Origin of the sequence: Shewanella violacea DSS12, from assembly GCF_000091325.1 — a bacterium.
GTDB classification, from domain to species: Bacteria; Pseudomonadota; Gammaproteobacteria; order Enterobacterales; family Shewanellaceae; genus Shewanella; species Shewanella violacea.
Genome location: NC_014012.1, coordinates 2,006,268 through 2,019,329, shown reverse-complemented (window position 1 = coordinate 2,019,329; position 13,062 = coordinate 2,006,268). Strand labels below are relative to the sequence as shown.

Sequence of the window (13,062 nt, the reverse complement as noted above, 5' to 3'; positions counted from 1 at the left end):
AGAAGCCGCCAACAAAGCCATCCATATTCATTGATGTTGAGCTAACCCCCTTAGTTACTGGAATGTGAGTAGCTTAGAGTTTGGGGTCATATAAATGGGTGGAAATCTTATTGGTTTACCAAAACATCACCGTTTTTGAGGCCGTTCGACCAAGCTAGGTACTCGACACTAGAATATACAAACGGGCATAAAAACTGGTATAAAAACTGGTATAAAAACTGAGAGAATTTATCTGTATTGGAGCAAGAGCTTCATCATTTTTAATGATAAAAAGTATCCGCAGGACATGGGTAACCAAGGGATTGTGCGTTTTTAAAATCAACTCGCAATGAACTGATAAGTAGGCGGAAAGATAAAGCCCATGTGAGAGCTCTATCTTTGTTTACTCATGATATTTTCCAGAGCAACACTGTATAGGGCTTAGTTACTTCTTAAGCACTTCAGCCATGTTCGGTACTATCGTCACAGGATCGAGACGCATTTGATACCAGTTAACACGCCAGTCTAGATGCGGGCCAGTAACCCGGCCTGTCGCTCCGACTTCGGCAATAGGTTGGCCCTGCTTGATGATCTCGCCGTCTTTGACATATAACTTACTCAGGTGCAGAAAGGTAGAATTAACACCATAGCCATGGTCTAGAATAATCGTACCGCCTGAATAAAACATATCTGCTACAGATAAACTAATAACGCCATCGGCAGGAGCGACGACAACAGTACCGGTTTTTGCGGCAATATCGACGCCATAATGGGGATTTCCCGGCTTACCGTTATAAACACGCTGGCTGCCATAGACACCAGAGATACGTCCAGTGAGTGGCCAGATGAAATCTTGCGTGAAAGACTCAAGCTCAGAAAACTGACTTCTGGCGGCTTTGACTTGTTTGCTGTCTTTGGCCGAACGCTCCAGCGCTTTAGGATCTGGCGTCATGATCTTTTTACTGATCCCGTTCACCCTGTCTATCTTGTATTCTTTGGTCTTAATACTTAACGGCTTTATCTGAGTCAGGCCATCTGGATAAATAAGTTTTAACTCTTGCTTTAGCTCGGCCTCGCGGGAAAAACCAAATGCGAAGGCGCCTTCTGGGGTCACCTTAATAGCTTTTCCGTTGAGATATACTTGAGTACCAGGCTCGACCATAGCTCGGATCAAGGCGCCCTGCTCCATCTTACCCGTCAGCTGAATTTGCGCAGATGCATTAAAGGTAAATAAGAGTGTTAGCGCAGCCAGAGGTGCGACTATCTTAGGTAATAAAGACATTTAATTTCCAGTTATATGTGATTGGACTCGTCGTGATCATTAATATACAGACATTAGCCTCAGTAAAAACAGCTCTTGAATATTCGCTATCGAAGATCTAGATGCTAGGTACGCGTTCTCCCTAAACCAATAAGCCTAAACTTAGGCAGCCCAATTAATGGCTGCCGAATTCAGCAGAGCCTTAACTTAAACCGGTTCACTTTAATCCAGTCTAAATCGAGTTGCCTTTTACTGAGATAGCCCCTTTGCCCACACCTTCATAAGCGATCACTTTAAATTCACTCTTAGGCGTTTTTTCAATCAAAGTATTAGCGATAAATTCAGCCAGAAGCTCAACCGTAGTGTCATGTGGAATGATTTCACATCGAGATTTCGGCATGGCGAGTTGGAACTCCCCCTGTGGTGCCTGATAACAGAAACCATAATGAGTATCTTCACTCACCTTTGCCTGGGGAGAAAGTGTTAACGAACTTAAGTTAACCACATCTTCTTTGGTACCCAGATAGATGTCTTTCCAACGCTTAGCCCAATATTCATCCCACTTAGGTGCCGCAATACCGTTTTCGAAAATATTGATTGGGCTACGGTGACCATGAGCTATACGTTGGCAGTTACCATCGTGCTTTTTAAGACCATGGGAGTAGTGATAAAATGGCGTTTCATGCATCTCATTACGCAGCGTTAATGTAATACCTTCGACATTATCCGGTAATACAGCTCTCAATGCTTTCTGCAAGAAGGCATTCACACTATCAAAATCGATAATTTCACTGGGGATCAAGGCGAAAGCTTGAGCCGGACATGCAAGGTGAATATCGCCCTGCAGGCTGCTAAAGTCCATCCAGACTTTGTCGCCTTGCTGTTGCCAGCGCACTTCACTGCAAGCCGTTGGGATAAGTAAGCGGTGATCGGCAACTTCATCGATTGTATTCTTGATGGTGCGTTTAACTTTAGAAAAGTCTAACACCATATTTTGCTCATCTAAGCCACCATCGAGCAAAACATCGACTATCCAGCTCTCCCCAACCATACCGCGAATAGGACATAGGTAAGAAAAATCGATTACGGTTAAATCTCTAACAAAAAGTTGCATTTAGGCTCCTAGATGGAAAAACAGTCCACCTTTTTTACGTCCATTCGGCAATGGCCAAAGGACTAAAATAGTGTCTCAAGACAAATTCACATTATCTTGGAGGTTTCTGCAAGTTTACATGTGATAACGCCAATTTTCGACCCGTTTATTACGACTAAGTGTAAACTTGGCGAGTATGCTTGATTTGTCATCAACATAAGCCTAATAATTCACTTCGAATCACTCGGTTTACTATTAACTTGCTCTTATAGTTTTTGTAAATAGCTTGTGAATATGGTTTTCGGTATATAGTTTTCCTGTTGTATTAACTTTTCGTGAGCTTATACCTGATTGATATTACTGCTAACTACACAGGAGGTGTATATGCCCGATTCGTTACTCAATCCCAGCGATACTCATCTGAGTCTCTTACAGCAAATAGACGCAGATATTTGGTACTACGATGGCCCTACAGTGTCATTCTATGGCATGCCCTATACCACTCGAATGACAATAATTCGCCTCGGTAATGGTAAGTTATGGGTACATTCTCCCTGTAAGTTGACGGATTCGCTACAACAAGAGGTCGACAGTTTAGGTGAGGTCTGCTATCTCATCGCCCCAAATAAGATCCATTATCTCTTTATTCAACAGTGGATATCCAGCTATCCAGATGCAAGTTCCTATGCGGCGCCAGGCCTATTAAAGAAATGCCCGGACATCCCATTTTCCAGCGAACTAATATCAACACCCAATGATGCCTGGCGTGATCAGATAGACCAGCTAATCTTTAGCGGGAGCCCTGCAATGGAAGAGGTCGTCTTCTTTCATAAAGCCAGTGGCACACTCATCTTGACCGATCTCATAGAAAACTTTCCAACTTCACACTTTAAACCTTGGCAAAACCACATAGCCAAGTTAGTAGGTATCTTAGCTCCGGACGGTCAGACACCCGCCGACTGGCGTATCAGTTTTATATTTGGTAAAGACAAGGCCAGAACATGCTTGAAAAAAATCCAAGCATGGCAACCTAAAAAAATAGTGATAGCCCATGGTGAGTGTATCTGGCAAGACGTACCAGCCTTCCTAAAGCGATCATTTCGCTGGCTGGATTAGCTACTCAGGAATTGCTCAGTTAATCCGTAAAGTCCAAGTGGCGATTAAATTCAGTCAACAAAAAAGGCGCTTAATAGCGCCTTTATCATTCATGGTGTCTGAAAATATGGAATCATACATTCACCATTTTTCAGCTAAAATATGAAAATTACTGGCCGCCTTTAGAACCTAAAAATTACTGACCGCCTTTCAAACGACGATCGAGTTGATCTTTAAGGTTAGCCGGTACGCCCTTTATCATTATTGTGTCTGAGAATGTTGAATCCTACATTCACCATTTTTCAACTAAAATATGAAAATTACTGACCGCCTTTCAAACGACGATCGAGTTAATCTTTAAGGTTAGCCGGTACGCCCTTTATCATTATTGTGTCTGAAAATATTGAATCATACATTCACCATTTTCCAACTAAAATATGAAAATTACTGACCGCCTTTCAAACGACGATCGAGTTGATCTTTAAGGTTAGCCGGTACGCCCTTTATCATTATGGTGTCTGAGATGGGATCATACATAACTCGCTCACCTAAGTGTGCTCCATCGAAACTCAGGGTCACGCCACCACCAGTACCGGAAAACTTCTTCAGTTGGCGTAAGGTTGGCTTGTCTCCAGGGAACTCATCTTCAAGTTCATAGTCGCCACCCTTGGCAAAATCGTAGAAAGATTCCATGCCACTATCGGCTAGCTCATCGGCAAGATCTTTTATCTCAATATCGGCACCGACATCACAACGCTCGGTACAGTAATTGAATACTTTCTCACGGCACTGCTGACCTTCATCTTTAGTCAATTCACTGCTGGAGACGAAGTCTTCGACGGCATTCATCAACTGCTTATTCTGAGCCTTAGTGTTAACGCCTTCTACACAACCCATAAAATCGAGGAAGAAGTCGGCAACCTTTCTGCCCGCGCGTCCACGAATAAATGAAATATATTTACGTGAACCTTCATCCGCCTGCCATTCGGTCAGATCGATACGCGCCGCAAGTTGTACATCTTTAAGATCTAAATGAGTATTTTGTGATAATTCCATATCATCGAGCACAGTCATAGACGACTTGGCATTCAGCAAAGAAACATACAGGAAGTCACTAGTCATATGGGTGTAACAAGCCAAAAGTAAGTAACCACCTTGGCTGAAATCGTATTTAGACAACTCTTCTTGCAATAACTTACCCGCTAAACCGGAAAATTCGACGAAGCCAAGTTGACCATCTCTGTACTCAGTTAACGCCTCCATAAACTTAGGGTTAGCCTCGCCATCTTCACCTGAGATGCCGAAATGTCCAAAACCTTTACCCGCCTTAGTGGTGTAAGTTTGATGTAATTCATCCAACATGGCTTCAACGGCTTCGCCGTTCAATAAAGGTTGGGGACGTAATCGACAGCTTAGCTGTCCGTCACTGTCTTGAATAATGGCATGGATGATGGCTTGTTCGACGTTTATGCTCATAGGTCTCGATAAAGATAATGGTTAAAAATGTGGTATCACCGATAGTAAGGTCACTGATCGCGCGACTCGAACCGCTTAAACAGTGCCTCATTTTCGGCTCAATCTTAATGAGCCTATATTGCCCCAATTGAAATCTTGCTTCAAGAATAAGATGATTAAGATGATTAGAACTCACAAGCTAATTCTCATAAAAAGAGTCATTAACCGTATTTGAACAAGTATAAGATGAATATTGCTATCAAAATAAGCCTAAGCAGTGCTTAGATATCGTGCTTAGGCTGAATTTCGGTTATCATAAGCGCCAAATATCTCGGTAAATGAAACACTTTTTTAATATGGCTATAAAATCAAAATATTCAAACACTCAAGTTGAATCTCTTATTGCTGAAATCAGTGCTGTGATGGATAAGCATCAAGCACCGACAGACCTAAGACTTATGGTATTAGGCAACTGCGTGACAGACCTTCTTGCACGTAAAGTGCCTCAGGAAGCCAGGACACAGGTAGCAGAGCAGTTTTCAAAAGCCCTAGCTCAGTCTGTTAAACGCTAATATAAGCCTTCATTCGTTGAAAATTAGCTGCATTTAATAAAAAATACATAAGATACTTTAGTATCTAATAAATAAGCACTTAAACCGTAAGCGGAGCCACATGGTCGAGCGTAAAAAAGAAATGGGGCGTGATCGCGTATCACGCTTAGTGAGTTGGGGACATTGGTTCGCCTTCTTCAACGGCTTTCTTGCCATGATTGTGGGCTTACGGTATCTCGATACGGTAGGTTATCCAGAGACTTGGATTGGCTGGGGTTACCTGGCCACCAGCACCTTAGGTCACTTTAGTTTCTTGGGCTTTATCGTTTATTTGGTGCTGGTATTCCCCGTCACCTTGTTGCTGCCCTATTCCAAGATTTTACGTGGCTATGCAGCAAGCGTTGCCACCTTAAGTTTATGTATCTTACTCTATGACACCATCATTTATGATGATTATGGTCTACACCTGAGTCCATTTGTGTTCGACTTGGCATGGGCCGACCTCAATGCCCTGCTTCGCGGTACCTCTTATATCATTACCCCCTTAGGGATCTTAGCCATTGAGCTCACTGTGGCCAACTTCCTTTGGAAACGGATCGAAAAAATCCACAAGGCACGTTGTGGTAATAAGGTCGTCGCCTTCGTGGGTCTATGTTTTATCAGCAGCCATCTGATCCATATCTGGGCCGATGCCGCAGATATCACGGAGATCACCCGTCTCGATGATGCTTACCCGCTCTCCTATCCAGCAACGGCCCGATCATTTATGGAAAGCCATGGCATAGACAGCTCGACTCAGACTAAAGTCAGCTCGTCACTGAGAAGTAATTTAAATTACCCCAAACAGCCTCTGCAATGTACTAAGACCAATGAAGTGCAGCCTAATATCTTGTTATTAACCATAGACAGTCTTAGAGCCGATATGGTCAATAGCAAGACCATGCCCTTCTTCAGTCAGTATGCTGATAACAACCAAGAGTTCCTTCACCACATAAGTGGCGGAAATCAGTTCAACAGCGGCATGTTCTCCATTCTTTATGGACTTCAAGGCAGTTATATCAACTCGAGTCGGTTGTCACAGGTCTCTCCACTATTGACTCAAGTATTGAAGCGACAGGGCTACCAACTTGGCCTATTCTCTGGCGAACATAGCAGTCAGATGCCTAAAGCCATATATAATGATTTTGAGCAGGTGATTTCGGCGCCAAATAGTAGCGATGCGGCTCAAGACATTGAAACTATCGCAGGATTTCAAACTTGGAAACAGGCACAGAAAAGCCCTTGGTTTGGCCTAATCAACCTCAGAGCTCCTGACAGCTATGATACCCCTATCGGATTTATGGGGATTGAAACCGTCCAGTCTGAACGAAAAATAACCCCTGCCCAACGAGTATTGTTCAATCAATATCGTCAGTCGTTATATTTTATTGATCAAGAAATTGAAAAAATCATCACTAATCTGCCGACTGATACCTTGGTCATTATCACTGGAGTCAGTGGTAAGTTATTCACCAGTAGTCTGGATGAGGCTAGAGGTGATCTCTCTCCTGCCAATGTTCAGGTTCCCTTAGTGATCCACTGGCCACAGTCACCTGCAAAAGACGTCAATTATCGTACCAGCCACTACGGCATAGTCCCTACCTTGATGACTCAAGTACTTGGCTGTACGAATCCAGCAACCGATTACAGTGCAGGTAGAAGCCTATTGCAACCCGATGCAGAGTCTTGGGTATATGTTGGCGATAATCGTATATTTGGCATCTATCAAAAATCTGAAATAACCGTGATCGACAGACACGGTAAATACCGTATCTATGATGAAAATTACCAGCAGCGCCTGCGCAAGAAGATGAGCGCACCTGAGCTAATCGAAGTCATGCGTGAAAGTCGTAGGATGTATAACAACTAAATATACACAGTCAGTGCAGTTTATAATCAGCTATTTGAGCCAGTAATGAGTGTTAATCGAATCATTACTGGCTAAAGAGCTTGCAAACTAAGCAGTTAGAACCAGATTATTGACGAATAGCTTGCAGAATCTTAAATGACTTGCTAAAGTTCTGCCTCACCTAAATAGCCCCTTTAAAAAAGATGTTTAGGTGTTCTTAGAAGCAGTATTAATTCTAAGAAAATCTCGGGATATGGCCTAGTCCGGTAAGGCGCTTGTCTGGGGGACAAGAGATCGCAGGTTCAAATCCTGCTATCCCGACCACATTAGAAAAGCCAGACTCAGCAATGGGTCTGGCTTTTTGCTGTCTTACAGATACACATAGTTTACTCTCACCTCGTTATCTCCTTCGCCTCCCCCAAAAAATATCCAAAGCCAACAACAAATATAGCTGGATAACACCTTTTTCAGAGCCATGAGTCAGATAAAAACGTCATTTTATGCATAGCAGATTGGTATAAGTCTTAGACCATGATATTTTACTGACAAAATTACTTATTGAGATGTAAATCATGCCAAAGGCAAGCGACGTTAAAAAAAATACCGCTATCGAATTCAACAATAGTGTTTATCTCATCAGAGATATTGAACGTTCTGTACCACAGGGACGCTCGGGAGGTAGCCTATACCGCATGCGTATGTACGATGTCGCTTCAGGTTCTAAACTCGATCAAACCTTCAAGGCCGATGACATGATTAGCCTTGCTGATCTGAGCCATCACGATGTCACCTTCTCTTATATCGATGGTGATGAGTATGTCTTCATGGATGTAGAAGATTACACCCCTTACCATTTTAACAAAGACACCATAGCCAATGAGTTGCTCTATATCACTGAAGACACTCAAGGCTTGCATGTGCTAACTGTCGATGGTTCACCCGTTGCCATCGAACTGCCTTCTCATGTCGACCTGGTCATTGTTGAAACTGACCCTTCTATCAAGGGAGCTTCTGCCAGTGCCCGCACTAAGCCAGCGACTCTCTCAACCGGACTAACGGTACAGGTTCCCGAATATATCGCCAATGGTGAGAAGATTAAGATCAACACCGCCGAACAGAAGTTTATGAGTCGCTCCGACTCTAAAGCTTAATGGGCCTAGATTAACAACATATGGACCTGCTATTTGACGCCAAATAACAGGTCTACTTGATTAACAATCAATGCTGGAGGAGTCGATTAATCGAGCTACTTATTAAACACTTCATTGAACACTTCATTAAAAAATTCATTCAGCATGGGTCAGAAATAGCTATCTACGCCAACAGCAAGACTCATGCATCAGCCCAGGTTTATACGGCTTAAACCTTGTATTCCCCCTCAGTTTCTAACGGCGTTATAAGCCACAAATCATTCGTTATCCCATCACGCGATCAGCATCAAAACAGCAATCATGTATTGATTTAAATACATCAGCTTGTTGCTATCATCTTCTATCAGGCATACAAAGATGAGCTTAAAGATAAAAACAGACTTAATTTAATGCATGTAGTTTTAATACCAGTAGTTTCAATGCCTGTTTCTATCTCAGTAGTTTCAAAGCTGGCAGCTTACGGTTCTAATCCTTCAATAAACTTATCTGTTCTAGAGATAAGATAGGGAAAGAATGGATTCCATTTCTGCCTTAATATCTCATCGGCCGATACACCAAGCACACCACGCTCGCCTCTAGTTGATGCAGCGCCTATCTGAACTCGCTTAACATAATCCACTCCTTGTGGACCATACAAGCTGTCTTCAATAGGAAAAGGTAGCGCAACATGAGACAGAGAATAGACATTCCTCGGCCAGCTCAAATTTAGAGCTTCAATTACAGGCTCGCCTTGAGAAAAATGGGTCTCAGCCACCACGTCCCGAATCAAATCTGCTGTCTCGAAATTATTGTGTACTAAGGTCAAGTCGTATTTAAGGTGTTTGGTATTAAATAAGCCATCGAAGTGCAACATAGGATCTTGTGCAATGAGCCCCATATTGATCTGAGTACGATTGATATCGAAGATAACCAGTTGATGATTATCCTGAGGTAGCTTTTGAAATAAACCCGAGAATACCGCCTGGGTCGAAACGGTATCATCAGCCAAGGATTGAAATGCCAACACAGATGGCAGAGACTTAAGTTGCTGCATTGACGTTTGATCTAACAGCAGCTGATTACGTTCTGCGAGTTGATAGACAAGATCGCCGGCGTTTACCGCAAAAGAGTTGTACTTAAAGGGATCATACTCTGTCTGAATACTGTTCCAGCTCAGCTTCTCTAATCCCAATAAGGTGCCTAATGTCGCCTGCCACTGTGCGCCCGCAGCCACAGGGGGTAGACCTATAGCCGGAGAGAGAAACACCATACCAGCATATTCAGCCGCCTCGTTCTTGGCCAATCGTTCTAGCTCATGATTCAATGCCAGTGCTGCCCCTGTTGAAAAGCCTATCACATACAGAGGCTTACCCTTTAGCTCACGTTTAAGATGTTCTGTGGCCAAGGAAACGGCCGCGGCCATGTCTTGCCATTGGATATTAACTAAGCCTGAGGGTATGGTGCCGTGACCGGGCAACCTCAAACCTAAGACATATGCCTTGTCCTTAAAATGCTTTGCGACATGGGATAAGGCGTATGGGGAATCAGACATACCGTGAAGCAATAACACACCGAAGTCAGCATCTGCTTTTGGCCACTCATAAGTGCGATTCCAGTCATGACGCCACTTTTGCGGGTCCGCCAAACTGCCGCGGACATAACGATTTAAGATTGACGGATGAGGTGCCTGCGTCTGATCATAGATCTTCTGTTCGACCTCTTCGAAAAGCGTATCTTCAAGAGCTAGGTAGTCAGAGAAGGTCTCTAGGCCCTGGGTACGTTTAAATTCGGACTTTAATTCTATTGTGTGCCAGATATCGAGTTCAGGTCTCGCGTTAAGGAACCAGACCCCTGCCACCAGCAAGGCAGCAAAAATCCCAAGTGATGCATAAAAAAGCGCCATGAGCAGGTGTTTCGTAGAGCCTATAACGATCGTTCTCATATCTGTTCCAGTATGCCTCGACACAAATAACCGGCACCAATAACCATAAAGGTGACAGCTTAAGTTGAATTTTATTTAATTTCGTTAACTTACACGGATTAACTAGGTAATATCCACCCATTCTAGTTTTGAACATAGGCAGCGCAGATAATGTCCAAATCCGTGTCTAGTATGCTTATCGGCAATGCCGACGCTCAGACCTGTTATTACCTTCCAAACGCCCCTACTCTACCCCAAGGGTGGAGTTACCGCCAAGAAGACGCCACGGCAACACTCATCGCGCTTAATGGCAATCATTGGCGCAAGATATTAACCATCATGGCCAAATTGTCCAGTCTAGATGCCGATTGGAAAAACTATCGGGATACTCAGCTACTCAAAGATGACGAGCAAATAATGATAGCTGCATCTGAGCTGTCATTAACAGCCAAGCGGCACATCATAGTCGGCGCTGAGTCAGCTGCTAAGTTAAACATTCATTACACAAGTACGTCGTTTAACAGCCTTGACGAGCAAGATAAACTACACGGGAATGGCTCAGGGGTTTTTATCTCGCCTTACCTGGACTACCGCCAATTTCCTAATAGCCTGATTGAACAGTTAAAACCTTATCTAAACAAATAATACCTAGGGATATAAATTGGCGAGTCTGTGACGATAAAATGAATGCCAATGAAAAAGGCGCTAGCGCGCCTTTTCGTTAAATAGAGCCCTATAGACGGTTTCATTTAGTCGTAAATACTCGGAATAGGTTTCCGCTTATGCTGGGTCGCCTTATAAATTCCAATGAGTCTGTCATCCACCAAGCTATCGACAGGTTTACCTTCCAAGAAGTCATCTATCTGATCGTAGGTCAAGCCCAGTGCAACTTCGTCTTCAAGTTGTGGCTTATCATCTTCAAGATCTGCCGTTGGCGCTTTATGCACTAATACATCCGGCGCTCCTAAGAAAGCAGCAAGCTTGCGTACCTGACGTTTATTCAGACCAAATAGCGGCGCTAAATCACAAGCACCGTCGCCCCACTTAGTATAAAAACCGGTAATATTCTCTGCACTATGATCGGTGCCAACCACTAGTCCACCCGTTAAGCCGGCGATTTCATATTGTGCAATCATGCGCATTCTCGCCTTTACGTTGCCTTTAACGAAATCGACCTTATTTTTATCACTAAGCTCAATTCCTGCAGCCTCAAGACCGGCTAAAGTATGAGTATGAACGCCGGCGACACCTTCATGTATATTGACCGTGACTTGCTTTGAAGGAGAGATAAATTGACAGGCTAATTGAGCCTCATCTTCATCTTGCTGGACATTGTAAGGAAGACGTACGGCAATAAACTGATAAACGCTCTGCTCTGCCTCATGGTTTAGTTCATCGACTGAGATCTGGCATAAACGGCCGGCGAGTGATGAATCCACCCCACCACTGATCCCAAGCACTAAGCTCTTACAATGGGACTCTTTGAGTTTCAATTTGATAAAAGCTACGCGCCTTTGCACTTCATATTCAGGTTCTATCGCAGCTTGAACCTTCATTTCACGTAAAATCTGTCCCTTCACAATCTGAACTCCAATCGAATAAGTGTATAGCAGATGAGTTTGATATTATGGGCCAAAATGCTGATTAATACAGTGTTATATTGCAACATATTTTGTTAATGCAATTTTTTACTAGCCTAGATTAATGCCCTGCAGCTAATATAAGATCAGGGCAGCGATATGCAGCCCCATGATCACCACAAGTGTGCTGAATATCCAATGCTCATGTACTTGTACTTGTACTTGTACTTGTACTTGTACTGGATAACAAATGACTAAAAAAGAGTGGCTAAGCTAAGTGACAGAAGAGAAAATTGAATATTGGCGTAACCCGATAGTGCCTGAAATGGAGCTGAGTACAGCCAGTTTCCGCCATTTTGAATTTGCTCAACATGTTCATCTCGACTATCACATAGGGGTCGTGACCCAAGGTGGTCAAAAATATCAGCACAAGGGAGAGAGTTATCATCTAGGTAAAGGCTGCATCTCCACCTTAAATCCCGATGAGGCTCATAATGGCCAAAGCCTTGCTGACGAAGGTTATCAAGCCAATGTCATGTCCATCCCGGTCGAATATGTCGCTCAGATCACCTCAGAGCTTAATATCAGCGAACAATTTTTTTCATCTCCTCTCTCATGGGCCCCGGATCTTTATCGTGCTTTTTTACATCTACATAAAAATCTCACCAGCCCCCATGCTATACAAGCCCAATTACAGCTAGAAACCAGCTTGATAGCTTTCGCCACTGAGCTTTTTGAGCGCTACGGCTCAGTTCAAGTCACGAGCCAGAAACGTCAAGCATTGTCCTATCGACAGATTACTGATATTAAAGCTCAATTTCATGACGAGATACATAATGTATTTCAACTCGAAGGCTTAGCCACTTCCGTCGGCTTAAGTAAATTTCAGTTTCTACGTCAATTTAAAACCGCCACAGGTATGACACCCCACGCCTATTTAAAACGCGTACGCTTAGAATATGCCAAGAAAGCCTTGGCAAAAGGCGAAGCTGTGATAGATATCGCCCAGCAAGTTGGCTTCTTCGATCAAAGCCATCTTAACAAGGCCTTTAAGCAAGCCTTTCTGGTGACTCCCTCCCACTTCCAGAAACGCGTCATCTAAATCACGT

The 13,062-nt window shown here is 43.4% G+C and carries 11 protein-coding genes and 1 tRNA gene; 7 read left to right on the top strand and 5 right to left on the bottom strand.

The features are described 5' to 3' along the window. Positions 1 to 424: 424 nt before the first annotated feature. Both SVI_RS08240 and SVI_RS08235 read right to left on the bottom strand, forming a co-directional pair. The gene (locus SVI_RS08240; RefSeq protein ID WP_013051032.1) at positions 425 to 1,261 is read right to left on the bottom strand and encodes a M23 family metallopeptidase; all 837 of its coding nucleotides are present in this window, start codon (positions 1,259 to 1,261) and stop codon (positions 425 to 427) included. 211 nt (positions 1,262 to 1,472) lie between these two features. Further along, positions 1,473 to 2,354, bottom strand: coding sequence for a 6-carboxytetrahydropterin synthase (locus SVI_RS08235; RefSeq protein WP_013051031.1), 882 nt, complete (start codon positions 2,352 to 2,354; stop codon positions 1,473 to 1,475). 363 nt (positions 2,355 to 2,717) lie between these two features. On the opposite strand from SVI_RS08235, the gene SVI_RS08230 reads away from it, so the two are divergent. After that, positions 2,718 to 3,449: a DUF4336 domain-containing protein gene (locus SVI_RS08230; RefSeq protein WP_013051030.1), complete on the top strand. Its 732-nt coding sequence runs from the start codon at positions 2,718 to 2,720 to the stop codon at positions 3,447 to 3,449. A gap of 423 nt (positions 3,450 to 3,872) precedes the next feature. Here the strand turns inward: SVI_RS08230 and yejK are convergent, their stop codons facing one another. Next, on the bottom strand, positions 3,873 to 4,904 hold the full coding sequence (gene yejK / locus SVI_RS08225; RefSeq protein ID WP_013051029.1) for a nucleoid-associated protein YejK: 1,032 nt from the start codon (positions 4,902 to 4,904) through the stop codon (positions 3,873 to 3,875). 335 nt (positions 4,905 to 5,239) lie between these two features. On the opposite strand from yejK, the gene SVI_RS08220 reads away from it, so the two are divergent. From SVI_RS08220 to efpL, 4 genes are all read left to right on the top strand, one after another. Further along, positions 5,240 to 5,455, top strand: coding sequence for a YejL family protein (locus SVI_RS08220; RefSeq protein WP_013051028.1), 216 nt, complete (start codon positions 5,240 to 5,242; stop codon positions 5,453 to 5,455). A 100-nt stretch (positions 5,456 to 5,555) separates the two neighbouring features. Next, complete coding sequence (locus SVI_RS08215) at positions 5,556 to 7,343, top strand: DUF3413 domain-containing protein (protein ID WP_041419802.1); 1,788 nt, start codon at positions 5,556 to 5,558, stop codon at positions 7,341 to 7,343. Positions 7,344 to 7,569: 226 nt separating this feature from the next. Then, positions 7,570 to 7,646: transfer RNA gene (locus SVI_RS08210), tRNA-Pro, on the top strand. 248 nt (positions 7,647 to 7,894) lie between these two features. Beyond that, the gene (gene efpL, locus SVI_RS08205) at positions 7,895 to 8,473 is read left to right on the top strand and encodes an elongation factor P-like protein EfpL (RefSeq protein ID WP_013051026.1); all 579 of its coding nucleotides are present in this window, start codon (positions 7,895 to 7,897) and stop codon (positions 8,471 to 8,473) included. A gap of 457 nt (positions 8,474 to 8,930) precedes the next feature. Here the strand turns inward: efpL and SVI_RS08200 are convergent, their stop codons facing one another. Continuing rightward, on the bottom strand, positions 8,931 to 10,394 hold the full coding sequence (locus SVI_RS08200) for an alpha/beta hydrolase (RefSeq protein WP_041419801.1): 1,464 nt from the start codon (positions 10,392 to 10,394) through the stop codon (positions 8,931 to 8,933). 150 nt (positions 10,395 to 10,544) lie between these two features. Between SVI_RS08200 and SVI_RS08195 the strand changes: the two genes are divergently transcribed. Continuing rightward, positions 10,545 to 11,018: a DUF6942 family protein gene (locus tag SVI_RS08195; RefSeq protein WP_013051024.1), complete on the top strand. Its 474-nt coding sequence runs from the start codon at positions 10,545 to 10,547 to the stop codon at positions 11,016 to 11,018. A 104-nt stretch (positions 11,019 to 11,122) separates the two neighbouring features. Here the strand turns inward: SVI_RS08195 and nadE are convergent, their stop codons facing one another. Further along, positions 11,123 to 11,953: an ammonia-dependent NAD(+) synthetase gene (gene nadE / locus SVI_RS08190; RefSeq protein WP_013051023.1), complete on the bottom strand. Its 831-nt coding sequence runs from the start codon at positions 11,951 to 11,953 to the stop codon at positions 11,123 to 11,125. Positions 11,954 to 12,230: 277 nt separating this feature from the next. Between nadE and SVI_RS08185 the strand changes: the two genes are divergently transcribed. After that, positions 12,231 to 13,055 carry an AraC family transcriptional regulator gene (locus SVI_RS08185; protein WP_013051022.1) on the top strand — a complete coding sequence of 275 codons (825 nt, stop codon included), beginning with the start codon at positions 12,231 to 12,233 and terminating at the stop codon, positions 13,053 to 13,055. Positions 13,056 to 13,062 lie beyond the last annotated feature (7 nt).

What these genes read in the sequence shown, in the direction of transcription:
- SVI_RS08230 (WP_013051030.1), top strand. Translation starts at nt 2,718, where the DNA reads ATGCCCGATTCGTTACTCAATCCCAGCGATACTCATCTGAGTCTCTTA.
- SVI_RS08200 (WP_041419801.1), bottom strand. Translation starts at nt 10,394, where the DNA reads ATGAGAACGATCGTTATAGGCTCTACGAAACACCTGCTCATGGCGCTT.
- SVI_RS08220 (WP_013051028.1), top strand. Translation starts at nt 5,240, where the DNA reads ATGGCTATAAAATCAAAATATTCAAACACTCAAGTTGAATCTCTTATT.
- yejK (WP_013051029.1), bottom strand. Translation starts at nt 4,904, where the DNA reads ATGAGCATAAACGTCGAACAAGCCATCATCCATGCCATTATTCAAGAC.
- SVI_RS08240 (WP_013051032.1), bottom strand. Translation starts at nt 1,261, where the DNA reads ATGTCTTTATTACCTAAGATAGTCGCACCTCTGGCTGCGCTAACACTC.
- efpL (WP_013051026.1), top strand. Translation starts at nt 7,895, where the DNA reads ATGCCAAAGGCAAGCGACGTTAAAAAAAATACCGCTATCGAATTCAAC.
- SVI_RS08235 (WP_013051031.1), bottom strand. Translation starts at nt 2,354, where the DNA reads ATGCAACTTTTTGTTAGAGATTTAACCGTAATCGATTTTTCTTACCTA.
- SVI_RS08195 (WP_013051024.1), top strand. Translation starts at nt 10,545, where the DNA reads ATGTCCAAATCCGTGTCTAGTATGCTTATCGGCAATGCCGACGCTCAG.
- SVI_RS08215 (WP_041419802.1), top strand. Translation starts at nt 5,556, where the DNA reads ATGGTCGAGCGTAAAAAAGAAATGGGGCGTGATCGCGTATCACGCTTA.